A 16583-nucleotide genomic window follows, 5' to 3' on the forward strand; every position below is an offset into this window, starting at 1 on the left:
CCGGGGCAGGTCCCCGGCCCGTCACCGCGGTCAGAAGTCGGTGGGCAGGTCGCTGGCTTCGGCGATGCCCCGCAGCTCCTCGGTCTCCCGGTGCCGGTCGCGGATGTAGTCCGCGATCTCGGTCAGGCGCGCCGGGTCGGCGGCGGTCGCCGCGTCGGTGACCACCCGGACCGGGCCGGTCTCCTCGATGTCGAGGACGACCAACTCGTTGTCCAGCCTGCCGGTGACGGCGGTCGCGATGACCAGGGCGGCCTCGTCCCGTATCTCCTGCGGAAGGCCTTGCGCCTGGGCGCCCTCCAGCGGGAAGTCCGCGGAGGGCACGCCTCGTTCGTCGATGGCCCGCAGAACCGGGTCGACGACGTCGAGCAGCAGTTCGTAGTCCTGTTCGGGCATCCGGACGCGGAGCAGATCGAGATAAACCTCCACGGCCCGGCCGTCGGGCGGAAGCTCGTCATCGTTCATTGGCTCCGTGTTCCCCGCGAACGCCCGCTCAGACACAAAAGGCGCGACCGGCGGCGCGGGGCGACGGCACGAGCCGGGGAGGTCGGCCCCTCACGGGGTGGGATCGGTCGTCGGCCGCGGTCGTCCGTCGCCGGGGCGGTTCGCCCGCTCCGCCAGCACCTCGTCGCGCACACGCGCGCAGCTGCGGCTGATGAGGCGGGAGACGTGCATCTGGGAGATGCCGAGCCGGTCGGCGATCCTGCTCTGTGTCATGTCCTCAAAGAAGCGCATGTAGAGGATGGCGCGCTCCCGTTCGGGGAGCCGGCGCAGGCCCTCCTTGGCCGACTCGCGGTCGACGACGGTGTCGTAGGAGGAGTCCGACGCGCCGAGGCTGTCGGCGAGGCTGTAGCCGTCGCCGCCGCCGGCCGAGAGTTCGGCGTCCAGGGACAGGGTGCTGAAGCTGTCGATCGCCTCCATCCCCGCGTTGACCTCCTCCTCCGTCAGTCCGGCGTGTGCGGCGATCGCCGCGACCGAGGGTTCGGGGCTGCCCGGGTTCTGGGTGAGTTCACGGCGCGCCACCCGGACCTTGTTGCGCAGTTCCTGGACGCGGCGGGGCACGCGAAGGGCCCACATCCGGTCCCGGAAGTGCCGCTTGACCTCGCCGGTGATGGTGGGCACGGCGTAGCTCTCGAAGGCGCCGCGGTCCGGGTCGAACCGGTCGATGGCCTTGACCAGCCCGAGTGCCGCCACCTGCCGCAGGTCCTCCAGGGACTCGCCGCGGTCGCGGAAGCGGCCGGCGATGCGGTGGGCCATGGGCAGCCAGGCGCTGACGAGTTCGTCGCGGACGGCTTCCCGTTCGGGGCCGTCCCCGGCGGCGGCAAGGCGCTGGAAGAGGGCGGCGGTGTCGGGGGCGTCGTCGTGCGGCCGACGGGCGGGCGCCGACTGGTTTGCGGGAGTGTCGGGGCGGCTTGTCGATATGTCGATGAGCATGCGGTATGGCTCCTGAACGGTGTTTCAGGGACTGACCGCGGAAGAGGTGGTGCCGTCCGGTTCGTCCGGAGACCTCCCGGAGCAGCAGGTACAGCTTCCGCTGACGCGCCTCCGGTCCGAAGCACGAGGTTCCGTCTGCCCGGCAGTGGGAGTGGCAAACTCCACTTCTGACAGTTCTTCGCCCATACCGCTCCCCCGCCGGCTCCCTCCCGGTTCCACAATGGCTGCTTCGTGCCGCCATCACGGCGCGTCGGAGCGGGTAGGTGCAGGACATGACGGATGTGGTGCACTCGGACGAACTGCTGCGGCGGATCCAGCGCGCCAGGGCGTGCGCGGTACAGGAGGAGCGCCGATGGCGGGACCGCCGCGACACCCTCGGGGCGACGGATCCGGACGCCGCGCGCGAGGCGGCCGTACGCGTCCTGACCTACGAGGCCGTCCTGCGGGTGCTGGACGAGATCCTGGTCCCGGGCCGGCATCCCGACCGGAGCTGAGGGGCGGAGTGAGTCCGCTCACCCGACCCCGCTGCGGCTGCGCGAAACGGTCGTGGAGGGTTTACGGTTCACCCATACGCGGCGACGGGGTCGACCCGGCGTGTCCCCCGTACGCCGCCTTGTAACGGCCCTGGCTGGCCTCCCCCGTCCAGCCAGGGCTTTTTCATGCGATCAGCCGGGAATGGACCAAGAATCCAGGTTCGGGACGTTTCAGCCGGGTACTGGCAGTCCTCGTGATGCGTGCTCTGCTCTCCGGTCCGGCGGTACTCGCCGTGGACACGGTGCGCCGGGCGACGGAGGGAGACCTCGCGGCGGCGCGGGCGCAGATGGGGTTCTCCCTCGCCTGGCACATCGTCGTGGCCTGTCTCGGGGTCGGGCTGCCGGTGCTGACCCTGCTCGCGGAGTGGTACGGCATCCGCACCGGGAATCCGGCACACCGGCTGCTCGCCCGCCGGTGGGCGCGCGCCATGGGCGTGCTGTTCGCGGTGGGCGCCGTCTCCGGGACCATCCTCAGCTTCGAGATGGGGCTGCTGTGGCCGGGGCTGATGGGCAGGTTCGGTCAGGTGATCGGGCTCCCGTTCGCCCTGGAGGGCATCGCCTTCTTCCTGGAGGCGATCTTCCTCGGGATCTACCTCTACGCCTGGGACCGGCTGTCGCCCCGCCGCCATCTGCTGACCGGCATCCCCATCGTCGTCGCGGGCACCGCGTCGGCGTTCTTCGTGGTGTGCGCCAACGCGTGGATGAACCAGCCACGCGGCTTCACCCTGCGCGACGGCAAGGTGGTGCACGTCGACCCGTGGGCGGCGATGCTCAACCCGGCCAGTCCCCCGCAGACCGTGCACATGATCCTCGCGGCCTTCATGGTGGCCTCGTTCCTGGCCGCCGCCGTGTACGCGGTGGCCCTGCTGCGCGGGCGCCGGGACGCCTACCACCGGGCCGGCTTCTTCATCCCGTTCACGCTCGGCGTGATCGTGGCCCCGTTCCAGATCGTCGTGGGCGACTGGGCGGCGCGCTTCCTGTCCCGCTACCAGCCGACCAAGCTCGCCGCGATCGAGGGCGTGTACCGCACCGGCTCCCACGTCCCGCTGACCATCGGCGGCATCGCGGGCGACAACCGGCTGAAGTACGGCCTGGAGGTCCCCGACGGGCTGTCCCTGCTGGTCGGCTACCGCCCCGGCACCGTCGTCCGGGGCCTGGACCGCGTACCGGTCGCCCTGCGTCCGCCGGTCACCGGTGTGCACTGGGCCTTCGACCTGATGGTCGCCATCGGCTTCTTCCTGCTGCTCATGGGCGTGTGGCTGCTGTGGCAGTGGTGGCACCGCCGCCGCACCGGCGGCGATGAGCTGAGCATGCCCCGCGTGTTCCTGGCGCTCGCCGCCGTCGCCGGCCCGGCCGCCGTGGTGGCGCTGGAGTGCGGCTGGACCGTGACCGAACTGGGCCGCCAGCCGTGGATCGTGTGGGGCGTGATGAGTGTGCGGGACGCCGTCAACCCCGCCCCCGGACTGATGACCGGCCTGTGGCTGGTGCTGGTGGTGTACGCAGCCATGACCACGGCCACCGTGTACGTCCTGCGCCGCCTGGCCCGGCGCACCCCGGTGCCGCAGGCACCGCAGGAGGCGGACGTCACCGGCTACCCCGTCGTGTGAGGCCCGCCTGGCCCCGCCGTACGCCCCCTTGGAGGTGACCGTGCTCGCGAACGCGGCGCTCGCCGTGATGTGGCTGGGCCTGACCTGCTACGCCCTGTTCGGCGGGGCGGACTTCGGCGCCGGGGTGTGGGACCTGCTGGCCGGCGGTGCCGAGCGGGGGCGGGCCCGGCGCGCGCTGATCGAGCACAGCATCGGGCCGGTGTGGGAGGCCAACCATGTGTGGCTGATCTTCGTGGTGGTGCTGCTGTGGTCGGCATTCTCCCCGGTGTTCGCCGCCGTGATGTCCACGCTGTACATCCCGCTGACCCTGGCGGCGCTCGGCATCATCGCGCGGGGCGCCGCCTTCGCCTTCCGCAAGGCCAGTACCGAGCTGTGGCAGCAGCGGCTGTTCGGGGCGTGCTTCGCGCTGTCCTCGCTGCTCACGCCCTTCTTCCTCGGCACGGTCGCCGGTGGTGTGGCCTCCGGGCGCGTGCCGCCGGGGCTCGCGGCGGGCGATGTGATCACCGGCTGGCTCAATCCGACGTCGGTGCTGGGCGGGGTGCTGGCGGTGGTGGCCTGTGCGCACCTGGCCGCGGTGTACCTGTGCGCCGACGCGGACCGCGAGGGCCGGCCGGAGCTGGCGGCGGCCTTCGCCCGCGACGCCGTACTCAGCGGGCTGGCCGCCGGAGTCGTGGCCCTCGCGGGGATCGCGGTGCTGCACGCGGACGCCCCGGCACTGTTCCACGGGCTGACCCACCGGGCGCTGCCGCTGGTGATCGTCAGCGCGGTGGCCGGGCTCGCCGGTCTCGGCCTGCTGTCCCGGCGGCGTTTCGTGGCCGCCCGCGGGGCCGCCGCCCTGGCGGTCGCGGCGATCCTGTGGGCGTGGGGCGCGGCCCAGTACCCGGCCATGCTGGTCGGCACCACCACCGTCGCGCAGGCCGCGGCGAACTCCTCCGTGCTGACGGCGGTCCTGGTGTCGCTGGGCGTCGGCGCGGTGCTCCTGGTCCCCTCGCTGTGGCTGCTGTACGCCACCTTCCAGCGCGGGCCGGCGGGCCCTCGTAGCGGTGAGCGGAGGATGAGCGGAGGGTGACGAGCCGTCCCCGCGCGTGAGGACGGTGAGAAGTCGCCTCCGCCGAGGTGCCCGGGGGATCCGCAGCGGCTGAAATGGGGAGGAGGCACATGCGGGGAACCCATCGCCGGCGAGGAGCTTCGGGTCATGACCAAAGCGATAAAACTGCTGACCGCCCTCCCCCAGAAACAACGCGAGCGCCTGATGGAGGTCGCGCGTGAAGTCTCCTTCCCCGAGGACACGAGGATCTTCGAGGCGGGAGGCACGGCCGACCGCTTCTGGGTCATCCGCTCCGGCGCCGTGCACCTGTCCCAGCAGGTGACGCCCACCCGCCGGGTGACGGTGGCGTCCCTCGGCGCGGGCGACCTGCTCGGCTGGTCCTGGCTGTTCCCGCCGTACCAGTGGGACTTCGGGGCGTCGGCGTTCAGCCAGGTCCGCGCCTACGAGTTCGACGCCTCGGCGGTCCTCGCGCTGTCCGTGGAGGATCCGCTGCTCGGGCTGTCGCTGGTGCGGACCGTCGCCGAGGTCCTCGCCCACCGGCTGGAGCTGACCCGGGGCAAGCTCCTGGAGCAGTACACCATCCCCCGGCGCACCCACTGACCCGTCGTCCGGTGGGTCAGATCCGGTAGCGGCGCAGCGCGGGGACGGCCGCCGCCAGGCCCAGCATCAGGGCGACCACCAGCAGGCCGCCGCCGGCCACCGCCACGCGCGGGCCGAAGGCCGAGCCGGCCGTGCCGTGCAGGACGTCCGCCAGGCGCGGACCGCCCGCGACGACGACCGTGAACACGCCCTGCATACGGCCGCGCATCTCGTCGGTGGCGGCGGACAGCAGGATGGCGCCCCGGAACACCATGGAGACCATGTCGGCGACTCCGGCGGCCGCCAGGAACACCACCGCGAACCACAGGCTGCGGCTCAGACCGAACCCGGTGACGGCCGCTCCCCAGGCGGTGACCGCGCCGATCACCATCCAGCCGTGCCGGCGCGCCCGGGAGAAGGCGCCGGAGAACAGCCCGCCGACCACGGCGCCCACCGGGATGGCCGCGAACAGCAGGCCGAGCGCGTGCCCTTGCCCGTAGGAGGCGTACGTCTCGGCGGCGAGCTGCGGGAACAGCGCGCGGGGCATGCCGAAGACCATGGCGATGATGTCGGCGAGGAACGACAGCAGCAGCACCTTGTGCCCGGAGATGTAGCGGAAGCCGTCGGCTATCTCCCGCAGCCCCGCGCGGCGCACGGCGGTTCCGGCCAGGGGCGGCAGCGCGGGCAGGCGCCACACCGCCCACACGGTGACGCACAGCGCCACGGCGTCGATCAGGTACAGCTCGGGCAGCCCGATGACGGGGATGAGCGCGCCGGCCAGCAGCGGGCCCACCACCAGGCCGGTCTGCATGACGGTCGACCCGAGGGCGTTGGCGGCGGGCAGTTCCCCGGCCGGGACCAGCCGGGCTATGGAGGCGTTGCGGGCCGGGGAGTTCAGCCCGAAGAAGGCCTGCTGCACGGCGAGCAGCACCATCAGCACCACGACCGAGTCGAGCCGGGCCGCGGCCTGCAACCAGAACAGCACCGAGGTGACGGCGATACCGCAGTTGGTGATCAGCAGCAGCTTGCGGCGGTCCACCGTGTCGGCCACCGCGCCGCCCCACAGCGCGAACACGACCATCGGGACCAGGCCCGCGAGGCTGGCGTAGCCGACCCAGGCCGAGGAGCCGGTGATGTCGTAGATCTGCTTGGGCACGGCGACGGCGGTGAGCTGGCTGCCGACCGCGGTCACGATGGTCGAGGACCACAGCCGGCGGAAGGCGGGGCGGCGCAGCGGCCGCGTGTCCATGGCCCAGCGGCGCCAGCCGCGCCGGACGGCTCTGGACGGGTCGGGAGCGTCGCTCTGCGGTGCGGTGCTGCTGCCGGTGCTCTCGCTGGTGTCCACGGGCTTCCTGGTTGCTCGTTACATCTATCGGTGCGGTGTTCAGTGTCGCAGCAGCGGCCGGGTCCCCGGACCCTCCGGATCCGGACCGCCTGCGCGCACGCGCTCCAGCCGGGCGGCCGCGCTGTCGAGGAGCATGTCGAGGGCGGTCGGGTAGGCGCTGGTGACCATGCGGGTGGCGAGCAGGGGCGCCGCCTCGGCGATGCGCGGATGCGTGGTGGCGGGCAGCCGGGCGTAGGTCGAGTGCCACATCTCCTCGTCGGCGCGCAGGGCGGCGCTCGGCAGGGCCAGGGAGGCGGCGTCGAGCGCGGCGAAGGCGAGGGTCTGGTCGACGAAGGCGTGGTAGATCCGCACCGTGTCGGGCAGCGGGAAACCGGCACCGCGCAGCACGCCCAGGACGGCCTCGTCGGCGGCCAGCTCGTGGGTCCGGCCGGAGACGCGGTTGGCGGTGACCACCGCGGCCTGCGGATGCGCGGTGTACGCGGAGTGGATGCGCAGGCCCACTTCGCGCAGGTCGGCCCGCCATCGCCCGGTGGGTTCCCAGCCGGCCAGCGCCCGGCCGATGAGGGCGTCCCCGATCGCGAGGGTGAGGTCGTCCATGCCGCGGAAGTAGCGGTAGAGGGTGCTCGGGTCGCAGTCGAGCGCCAGGCCGAGGCGGCGGGCGGTCAGCCCCACACTGCCGTGCTCCCGCAGCAGCCGCAGCGCGGTGTCGACGATCAGTGTCTCGGACAGCACGGTGCCGCTCCGGGTGGGGCGGCGGCGCCGTCGCTTCTCCTCGGGGACCACCGGTTTCGGCATCCCGACCTCCTCGGACTCCACGCCGACCTTATGCCAACGCCATTGACCTTACGTGCCGCGCGGCGATGTTATCGACGCTCAGCGAAGAAAAGCCGAGAGGGAGTCCAGGTCATGCGTGTACTGCTCGTGGGTGCCGGTGGTGTGGGTACGGCGATCACCCGGATCGCGGCCCGTCGTCCGTTCCTTGAGTCGATGGTCGTCGCGGACTACGACCGCGGGCGGGCCGAGTCCGCCGTGGCGGCCGTCGACGACGGCCGGTTCACCGCCGAGCGCGTCGACGCGAGCGACGAGGCGGCGGTTGCGGACCTGCTCGCCCGGCACCGCTGCGACGTGCTGCTGAACGCGACCGACCCGCGCTTCGTGATGCCGCTGTTCCGCGCGGCCCGCACGGCCGGCGCCGGCTACCTCGACATGGCGATGTCCCTGTCCCGTCCGCACCCCGAGCAGCCGTACGAGGAGTGCGGGGTCATGCTGGGCGACGAGCAGTTCGCGCTGGCGGAGGACTGGGAGAAGGCCGGCGCGCTCGCGCTGGTCGGCATGGGGGTGGAGCCGGGCCTGTCCGACGTGTTCGCGCGGTACGCCGCCGACGAACTCTTCGACGAGATCGAGGAGATCGGCGTCCGCGACGGTGCGAACCTGACCGTCGACGGCTACGACTTCGCGCCGTCCTTCAGCATCTGGACCACCATCGAGGAGTGCCTGAACCCGCCGGTGGTCTACGAGGCCGGGCGCGGCTGGTTCACCACCGAGCCGTTCAGCGAGCCGGAGGTGTTCGACTTCCCCGAGGGCATCGGCGAGGTCGAGTGCGTGAACGTGGAGCACGAGGAGGTGCTGCTGGTCCCGCGCTGGGTCGACGCGCGGCGGGTGACCTTCAAGTACGGTCTGGGCCGCGAGTTCATCGACACCCTCAAGACACTGCACCTGCTGGGTCTGGACCGCACGGAGCCGGTCACCGTGCCGGGCCCGGACGGGCCGGTCGCCGTCTCGCCCCGGGACGTCGTCGCCGCCTGCCTGCCCGACCCGGCGACCCTGGGCGAGCGGATGCGCGGCAAGACCTGCGCGGGCACCTGGGTGCGCGGCACCCGGGACGGCGCGCCGCGCGAGGTGTACCTGTACCACGTGGTCGACAACGAGTGGTCCATGGCCGAGTACGGGTGCCAGGCGGTGGTGTGGCAGACGGCCGTCAATCCCGTTGTCGCCCTGGAACTGCTGGCCACCGGCGCCTGGTCGGGAGCGGGCGTGCTGGGCCCCGAGGCGTTCCCGGCCCGCCCCTTCCTTGACCTGCTGACGGAGTACGGCTCCCCGTGGGGCATCCGCGAGCAGTGACCGGGTCCGGCGCCGGTCGGTAATGCCGGTCCCGCGCAGCGATCTGCTTCGCGGGACCGGCTCCGGCCCGGGGCGGCCGGATCGAGTAAAACGCAGGAGCCGGCAGAAAACTCAGGTCATCTGTTCCGGGGAGAGCGAACGCCTTGGATGTCGTCTCCGGCGCTCGCGCCTGCGTGGACACCGAGGCCGACGCCACACGGCGAGCCGGTCGAACTGGCGCCGACGACGCCAAGCAGTTGCCCGCCACTGTCACTGCCTGCGGCGGAGTCGCGCGATCGAGGGGCGGTCTCCATGAGACCGCCCCGGGTCGTTCCGTATCCTCCCGCCGCCCGGTGAAACCCCGCAGGTCAGACAGCAAAATCCTGCTGGAATATCAGATGTGCGTTGAAGCCCCCGCTACGCGGCCAGGTGACGGATTCCCGCCCGGCCCGGAGGCGCTCCTACGGCCTGGATCCCGACGACCTCGACGGCGACGCCCCATGCCTCAAGCATCTTGGCCGTCTGTACGAGGGTGACTTGGGAGAACGGGAACAGCGTGTCGGCGGTGAGGTCGGTTCCGCTCTTCAGCAGGATCGCGAAGACAACCGTGGACGGCCGGAAACCCTCCGGCAGGGCCCGGCCGGGCCGGGCCACGGCCACCTTCCGGGCGAACCCGTCCGCGGCCTGCGGCGAGTGCAGCAGGGTCTGCACGGCGACCACGGCCTGGCCGAACAGATGGCTCAGCGCGTCGGACCCCTTGGCCCGCTTCACCATGACCAGGACGTCGTCCGGGCTCAGCAGATCGCAGATCTCCACGCCGTTGCCCCGGTGCAGCGCCGTCCGGACGTTGTCACGGTCGAAGCAGACGTACCCGGGCCGCAGGTCGGGCACCGACTCGTTGTACTTCCGCTCCGTGTCCCCGAGCACCCAGGCCGGAAGGTCGACCGAGGGCGTGCCGGTGATGAGCCGCTCAACCTGCGAACGGATCGCCTCCAAGTACGCCTCGCCGATCTCGTACCACTGCCCGTCCAGCACAAAGTACCGGCGGTCGCCGAGCGCAACCTCCGCTTCGATCCAGCGCAGCACGTGCGACGTCCAGATGACGTCGTCCTTCGCTGCCCGGGGGTGCGAGTAGAGGGTGACCATGCCGTCCCGGAGCGCGGCGAAGCGCCTTCCCGGCCTGTGCACGCGTGCCCGGTTGAGGACGTACGCCAGGCTGAAGTCGTCGGTGAGGTGAGGCTCCGAGCGGTTGACCTTGGTGGCGAACGCCCGGGCGGCGGCGTAGTCGTCCCAGTGGTCGGACGGGACGGCGACCGCGATACGTCCGTCCGGCTTCTCGCCGAGCATGTCGTCGAGCCGCTCCTCCAGCCGCGTGACGAGGTCGTCGTCCTTGATCGGGACGATGTGCTCGACGAATTCCAGTGCCGGACTCGGAGCCTCGTCCCGGAGGACACGGGCGATGGCCCGGATGTCCGCGACCAGGTCCGCGGCGTCGACGCCGAGCCGCATCCGCAGGCCGGTACCGCCCTCGACGCTGGAGATCTTCGTACGGTTCTCCTGACCGATCGTGAGCTGCATCCCGTCCAACTGGCCGCCCAGCCGACGCACGATCTGCGCATGCTCATGGACGCCCAGGCTCCAGACCGGAGTGCCGCCGGGCACGAGGGTGATGTCGGTCCGTCCGCCGCCCGGCGTATGGGAGACCAGGTCGCGGATCTGAGCGGGGTCCACTCTGCGGATCACGAAACTCAGCCCGAACCGCCGGTCCTTGACGCGATCGGGCACCAGGCGGAATCCCTGGTCGTAGCCGATGGCGTACACCTCGCCGTCGACCGCGAGCATCAGCAGCCCGGCCGACCGGTTCACCGGCCGTGACACCTCGCACCCGGTCGTGCGGTTGATCTCGCCGCACCAACTCGCGACCGACTGTTCGAAGCTGCCCGTGACCAGCAGTGCCGGAACCCTCAGCCGCTCCTGCGGGAAGTGCAGTTCCGCGTCGACGTCTTCGAGCCGCTCGGGGGCGAGAACGTCGAACATCGCGTCGACCGTGGGAGCGACACCCGTGAGCCGGTACAGGGTGCGCTTGGAGGTGCTGGAGGTCCTGGTTGCCATGGCGCCGCTCCATCCAAGGTGTTATGGGCAGGGGGAGGCCTGGGAGTCCCGAGGGAACCGGGAGGCCGAGTGAAAGCACATCCAGTAGAGCGGCAACTGAAAGCACTGTCAAACACTTCACGTCAGAAGGATGTCGGTATAGAGTGGCGCCGTCCAGCCCGCCCGCCCTACGTCACCGGCAGGAGCCCATGAACCAGCAGGCCAGTGCCCTCGTGACCGCCGCCGACATCTCCCGGCTGGCCGGGGTCACCCGGGCCACGGTGAGCAACTGGCGCCGTCGGCATCCGGACTTTCCCGCCCCAGCCGGAGGCACGGACACCAGCCCCACCTACGACCTCGACGCCGTGCGCGCCTGGCTCTTCGCCCGTGGTCAGCTCCCGGACGACACACCGGCGGACGAACTCCGCACCGCGCTGCGCAGCCACCCTGGCGACGGCGAACTGGCCCTACACCTGCTCCCCGCGGTAGTCGCAGCCGCCCGGCTGGGCCGGAGGGAGCGCGAAGCCCTCCCTGAACTAAGTGACGACGCACTACTGCAATGGGCCCGGTCGGTCGCGGCCGACGGAGCGGACGACATTCCCGGAATCGAGAGCCCCGCATACAGCGCCGACGTGGCCGGGCCGCTGAGGGCCTTGGTGCGATGCGTCGTCGTGGACGGCGCCAAGGCAGCAACGGATGTCCTGGCCGAACGCCTACTTGAGGACACTGCGGGTACCGGTACCTACCCCACGCCGCGCCCCTTGGCCGACCTCATGGCCCGACTTCTGACGGACAGCGCGGGCGCCTTTCCCGCGAGCGTTCTCGACCCCGCGTGCGGCACCGGATCGCTGCTCGCCGCGGCGGCATCCGCAGGGGCGACCGAACTGCGCGGCCAGGACGTCCTGGTCGCCCGGGCCGCCCAGGCCGCCGTGCGGCTCCGGCTGAGCACCCCCAAGGCGGCGATCTCCGTACGCACGGGGGACAGCCTGCGCTCCGACGCCTTCAAGGGCCTCACCGCGGATGCCGTCCTGTGCAATCCTCCGTACGGAGTCCGTGAGTGGGGGCACGAGGATCTGGCGTACGACCAACGCTGGGCCTATGGCGTGCCGCCCAAGGGCGAGCCCGAACTCGCCTGGGTCCAGCACTGCCTGGCCCACCTGGCTCCCCGCGGCCGTGCCGTACTTCTCATGCCGCCGGCCGTCGCGGAGCGCACCGCAGGCCGTCGTATCCGGGCTCAACTCGTACGCGACGGAGCCCTTCGCGCAGTCGTCTCACTTCCGCAGGGCGCGGCCACACCGCTCCACATCGGCCTGCACCTGTGGGTGCTCGAACGGCCCGATCCGCAGGCTGAAGCCCCGGGGACGGTCCTGCTCATCGATGCCGCCGCTTGCGAGAACCGGGATCTCGACTGGGCCGCCATCGACGACACCGTGCTCTCGGCGTGGCGGTCGTACCTCGCCGACCAGGACGGCTTCACAGGAGCCCCAGGCAGCGCCGGCGCCGTGCCGATCACCGACCTCCTCAACGAGGCTGTGGACCTGACGCCGGTCCGCCACATCCGGACGGCTTCCCGGCAAGCTCTGCGCCCCGCCCTACTGGCCCGGCAGGCATCGGAGCTGTACGACCAACTACATCAAGCCGCAAGAGACCTGACCGGCCTCGGCGCCGACGGCGACTGGCCACCGGCCGACGACCGCCCCCGCGACTGGCGCACCGCAACGGTCGCGGATCTTCTACGCGGCGGCGCTCTCAGTTTCCTTCGCACCGCGCCCGCAGGCCGTCGGACCCGTAGCGGCCAACCGCTGCCGCAGCCCGGCCCAGAACTCGGCGGACGACCGGCGCTCACGGCTGCCGACCTGATGAAGAACCGGCCCGCCTCCGGAACGGAAGCGGACCTTCCCACCGACACCGCTCTTCCCTTGATCCAGGAAAGTGACGTGCTGCTCACAGAGGTCCTCCGTGTGGGGCATACCGCCGCGGCCCGGGTCGTCGAGCCGGGCGAGGCAGGCTGTTTCCTGGGGCCCCACTTGTTGCTCTTCCGCCCGGATCGGAGTCGGCTCGACCCGTGGTTCCTCGCCGGTTTCCTCGCAGCGGAGCAGAACCTCAACGCCGCAGCCACCGGCACGTCCATCATCCGGGTGGACCCCCGGCGACTACGCGTTCCCCTGCTCCCGCTCGCCGAGCAGCAGCGCTACGGCGCCGCCTTCCGCCACCTGCACGAGCTGCGCACCGCCGCCCGCCGTGCCGACCAGGCCGCCGAGGACATCACACGTCTCCTCAGCACCGGACTCACCGGCGGCGCGCTGTTGCCACACGGTCACGGATCGGCGTGAAACCTGCGGCCCGGCACCGCGAACGGCCAGACTTGACCTCTCCCTCCCTCTGGGACGGCGAAACTCCGGAAGGACAGCGTTGAACAGCAGTAAGCACACGGAACTGGCGAATCATGCGTGGTCGGTCGCCGACCTCCTGCGCGGCGACTACAAGCAGTCCGACTACGGCAAGGTGATCCTGCCGTTCACCGTGCTACGGCGACTGGAGTGTGTCCTCGCCCCGACCAAGGACAAGGTCCTGGAGGTCGCCGCCCGCTTCAAGGGGCAGGACATCAACCCCGACCGCTTCCTGCGCAAAGCGTCCGGCCACAGCTTCTACAACACCAGCGCCTACACGCTGAAGGCCATCGCGGGCGACGCCACCCACGCGGCGAAGTACCTCAACGAGTACTACGGCGCCTTCTCCCCCAACGCCCGGGAAGTCCTGGAGCGGTACGACTTCGCCCAACAGATCAAGCGGCTGGACGCGGCAAACCTGCTGTACCAGGTGGTCGGACGGTTCGCCGACCTCGACCTGCGGCCGGTGAAGAGGGACGCGGACGGCGAGGTCGTACTCGGCGAGGACGGCAAGCCGGTCGAGATCGTCTCCAACCACCAGATGGGCTATGTCTTCGAGGAACTGATCCGGCGCTTCGCCGAGCAGTCCAACGAGACGGCCGGTGAGCACTTCACACCGCGGGAAGTCATCCGGCTGATGGTCAACCTGCTCGTCGCGCCGGACGGCGACGCGCTGGCCCTGCCGGGCACCGTCCGCACGGTCATGGACCCGGCCTGCGGAACCGGCGGCATGCTCAGCGCGGCCGAGGAGCACATCACGGCCCTCAACCCGGACGCCACCGTCAAGGTCTTCGGCCAGGAACTCAACCCCGAGTCCTGGGCCATCTGCCGGTCGGACATGATGATCAAGGGCCAGGACCCGGAGAACATCAAGTTCGGCAACTCGTTCAGCGACGACGGCTTCGACAACGATGATTCCAAGAGGGACAAGAACACGCCCACCACTTTCGACTACCTGCTGGCCAACCCGCCGTTCGGCGTGGAGTGGAAGAAGGTCAGGGACACCGTCGAGGACGAGCACGAACGCCTCGGTGAGAGCGGGCGGTTCGGGGCCGGTCTGCCGCGCATCAACGACGGCTCGCTGCTCTTCCTCCAGCACATGATCTCGAAGATGAAGCAGGTGGACGCGTCGGGGTCGGGCGGCAGCCGGATCGCGATCGTCTTCAACGGCTCCCCGCTGTTCACGGGGGCGGCGGAGTCGGGTGAGTCCAGAATCCGGCAGTGGATCCTGGAGAACGACTGGCTGGAGGGCATCGTCGCCCTGCCCGACCAGCTCTTCTACAACACCGGCATCTCCACGTACTTCTGGGTGCTCAGCAACCGCAAGGCCAGGGACAGGCGCGGCAAGGTCGTCCTGCTGGACGCGCGCGACTACTGGCGCAAGATGCGGAAGTCGCTCGGCGACAAGCGCAAGGAACTGGGCGAGCAGCACATCTCCGAGATCACGCGGCTCTACACGGAGGCGCTGGCGGTCCTCGACGCGGCGGAGAAGGGCGGCGGCCACGACCTGGCCGACCGGGCCGGGAAGATCAGGGTCTTCCGCAACGAGGACTTCGGGTATCACCGGATCACCGTCGAACGGCCGTTGAAGCTCCGCTTCGAGGTGACGGAGGAGACACTGACGGCGATCACCGCGTCGAAGCCGATCGCACGGGCCACGGACGCCGAGGCGTTCGCAGCGGCACTGCGCCCGCTGGTCGGCAAGTCCTGGACCACGAAGTCCGACGCGTGGATCGACCTGAAGGACGCGGTCGTCGCGGCCGGCCTGTTGTGGCCGACGGGTGCGCCGTTCGGCAAGGCGCTGCGGGAGGCGGTCGGCGTCCGAGACCCGGAGGGCGAGGTCCAGCGCATCAAGGGCGAGCGGGAACCGGACCCGGAGCTGCGCGACTACGAGAACGTCCCGCTGGAGGAGGACGTGGAGGAGTACCTGCGGCGCGAGGTGCTGCCGCATGTCCCGGACGCGTGGATCGACCACAGCAAGACGAAGATCGGGTACGAGATTCCGTTCACGCGGCATTTCTACGTGTACAAGCCGCCGCGGCCGTTGGCGGAGATCGACGCGGAGCTGAAGGCTCTGGAGGGCGAGATCCAGACGCTGCTTGGGGAGGTGACGAAGTGACAAGCACTTCCGTCGCCCCCTGGCTTGAAGGGTCCCACTGGCCAACCGTGCCGATTCGGCTTGTTGCCCGGCTTGGTTCCGGGCACACGCCCAGCCGGAGCGTCCCTGAATACTGGGATGATTGCACAGTTCCCTGGATCACCCTGGCAGACGTATGGCAGCTGCGCAGCGGCGCTACAGATGTAATCACGGAGACAAAAGAAAAGGTCAGCAAGCTGGGCTTGGCCAATTCAGCAGCGGTAAAGCATCCGGCTGGCACTGTGATCCTCTCTCGTACTGCGTCGGTCGGCTTCTCCGCCATCATGGGTGCGGATATGGCGACGAGTCAAGATTTTGCCACCTGGACGTGCGGGCCTAAGCTGGATCCCAGATACCTCCTTCATTGCCTTAGGGCAATGGCTCCGGATCTTAAGCGTATTGCGACGGGGTCCACTCACAAGACGATTTACATGCCGGATATTGAGCAATTGAGGGTTCCGGTGCCCCCGATGGATGAACAGCGTCGCATCGCCGAGTTCCTCCACGCAGAGACCGCTCGCATCGACGCCTTGAGCTCACTGAGAAAAGCTCAGAGTGCACTCCTAGATGAGCGAGAATACGCCGCGGTGTCGGAAATTCTCGTACCCGGGATCCTCTCCAGCCCTGTGGAAATCTGGCCATGGGTGTGGCTTCCGAAAATGCCAGCAGATCGCCCGCTCGTGCGCCTTGGATATGTGTGCCGCTTGCAAACCGGCCTTACCGTTGATGGAAAGCGGGAAGTCAAGGGCGATGTGGTGACTCGCCCGTACCTACGGGTGGCCAACGTGCAAGCGGGACGAGTGGATCTTGACAATCTCAACGAAATCACCGTCCCGACTGACATCGCCAGTCGCGCAACTCTTCGTGCAGGCGATGTGCTGATGACCGAAGGCGGCGATCTGGACAAGCTCGGACGCGGCACTGTTTGGCGTGGAGAAGTCTCCAGATGCTTGCATCAGAACCACGTCTTCGCCCTGCGTCCGGAAAGCGATAGTCTTGACGCAGACTATCTGGCCCTCATGACGAGGACGCTGCATGGTCGAAATTATTTCGAAAGCACAGGAGTCAAGACGACTAACCTCGCGTCAACGAACAGTAACAAGATTCTAAGCTTTCCCATCCCGCTCCCGAGCGTGACAGAACAGCGCAACCTGGCCAAGCGGGCTCAGACGGCACTCGACAACATTGCGACTGCCGGTCAAGTGCTTGACCGTCAACTCAAAGTTCTCACCGAACGCCGCCAAGCCCTGGTCACCGCCGCCGTCATCGGCCAGATCGACGTGTCCACTGCCAGCGGACAAGGGATCGAGGAATGATCGCGC

General features: G+C 69.9%; 13 protein-coding genes. 8 read left to right on the top strand and 5 right to left on the bottom strand.

Features of this window, described 5'->3' with window-relative positions; all coding sequences use genetic code 11:
• Positions 1 to 30 precede the first annotated feature (30 nt).
• The gene (locus OIE49_RS03395; protein ID WP_326800995.1) at positions 31 to 462 is read right to left on the bottom strand and encodes a hypothetical protein; all 432 of its coding nucleotides are present in this window, start codon (positions 460 to 462) and stop codon (positions 31 to 33) included.
• A gap of 90 nt (positions 463 to 552) precedes the next feature.
• On the bottom strand, positions 553 to 1431 hold the full coding sequence (locus OIE49_RS03400) for an RNA polymerase sigma factor SigF (RefSeq protein WP_100571282.1): 879 nt from the start codon (positions 1429 to 1431) through the stop codon (positions 553 to 555).
• A 272-nt stretch (positions 1432 to 1703) separates the two neighbouring features.
• Between OIE49_RS03400 and OIE49_RS03405 the strand changes: the two genes are divergently transcribed.
• From OIE49_RS03405 to OIE49_RS03420, 4 genes are all read left to right on the top strand, one after another.
• Entirely contained in the window at positions 1704 to 1925 is a 222-nt protein-coding gene (locus OIE49_RS03405; protein WP_326800996.1) for a 3-deoxy-D-manno-octulosonic acid transferase, read from the top strand.
• A gap of 236 nt (positions 1926 to 2161) precedes the next feature.
• On the top strand, positions 2162 to 3571 hold the full coding sequence (locus tag OIE49_RS03410) for a cytochrome ubiquinol oxidase subunit I (RefSeq protein WP_326800997.1): 1410 nt from the start codon (positions 2162 to 2164) through the stop codon (positions 3569 to 3571).
• 40 nt (positions 3572 to 3611) lie between these two features.
• Entirely contained in the window at positions 3612 to 4640 is a 1029-nt protein-coding gene (locus OIE49_RS03415; protein ID WP_326800998.1) for a cytochrome d ubiquinol oxidase subunit II, read from the top strand.
• A gap of 126 nt (positions 4641 to 4766) precedes the next feature.
• The gene (locus OIE49_RS03420) at positions 4767 to 5219 is read left to right on the top strand and encodes a cyclic nucleotide-binding domain-containing protein (protein ID WP_100571279.1); all 453 of its coding nucleotides are present in this window, start codon (positions 4767 to 4769) and stop codon (positions 5217 to 5219) included.
• A 16-nt stretch (positions 5220 to 5235) separates the two neighbouring features.
• Here the strand turns inward: OIE49_RS03420 and OIE49_RS03425 are convergent, their stop codons facing one another.
• Together OIE49_RS03425 and OIE49_RS03430 are read right to left on the bottom strand one after the other, a co-directional pair.
• Entirely contained in the window at positions 5236 to 6543 is a 1308-nt protein-coding gene (locus OIE49_RS03425; RefSeq protein ID WP_326800999.1) for an MFS transporter, read from the bottom strand.
• 39 nt (positions 6544 to 6582) lie between these two features.
• Complete coding sequence (locus tag OIE49_RS03430; protein WP_326801000.1) at positions 6583 to 7338, bottom strand: TetR/AcrR family transcriptional regulator; 756 nt, start codon at positions 7336 to 7338, stop codon at positions 6583 to 6585.
• A 111-nt stretch (positions 7339 to 7449) separates the two neighbouring features.
• On the opposite strand from OIE49_RS03430, the gene OIE49_RS03435 reads away from it, so the two are divergent.
• A complete protein-coding gene (locus tag OIE49_RS03435) occupies positions 7450 to 8664 on the top strand; it encodes a saccharopine dehydrogenase family protein (RefSeq protein WP_326801001.1) in 1215 nt (404 codons plus the stop codon).
• A 396-nt stretch (positions 8665 to 9060) separates the two neighbouring features.
• Here the strand turns inward: OIE49_RS03435 and OIE49_RS03440 are convergent, their stop codons facing one another.
• On the bottom strand, positions 9061 to 10755 hold the full coding sequence (locus OIE49_RS03440) for a TIGR04141 family sporadically distributed protein (protein WP_326801002.1): 1695 nt from the start codon (positions 10753 to 10755) through the stop codon (positions 9061 to 9063).
• Between the two features lie 188 nt (positions 10756 to 10943).
• Between OIE49_RS03440 and OIE49_RS03445 the strand changes: the two genes are divergently transcribed.
• The 3 genes from OIE49_RS03445 (at position 10944) to OIE49_RS03455 (ending at position 16577) form a co-directional block, all read left to right on the top strand.
• Entirely contained in the window at positions 10944 to 13067 is a 2124-nt protein-coding gene (locus tag OIE49_RS03445; RefSeq protein ID WP_326801003.1) for an N-6 DNA methylase, read from the top strand.
• Between the two features lie 79 nt (positions 13068 to 13146).
• Positions 13147 to 15243, top strand: a complete 2097-nt coding sequence (locus tag OIE49_RS03450; protein WP_326801004.1) for a type I restriction-modification system subunit M — start codon at positions 13147 to 13149, stop codon at positions 15241 to 15243.
• Positions 15240 to 16577, top strand: a complete 1338-nt coding sequence (locus tag OIE49_RS03455) for a restriction endonuclease subunit S (protein WP_326801005.1) — start codon at positions 15240 to 15242, stop codon at positions 16575 to 16577. The genes OIE49_RS03450 and OIE49_RS03455 overlap by 4 nt, the downstream gene beginning before the upstream one ends.
• Positions 16578 to 16583 lie beyond the last annotated feature (6 nt).

The organism is Streptomyces sp. NBC_01788, from assembly GCF_035917575.1.
In the GTDB taxonomy this organism is placed as follows: Bacteria; Actinomycetota; Actinomycetes; order Streptomycetales; family Streptomycetaceae; genus Streptomyces.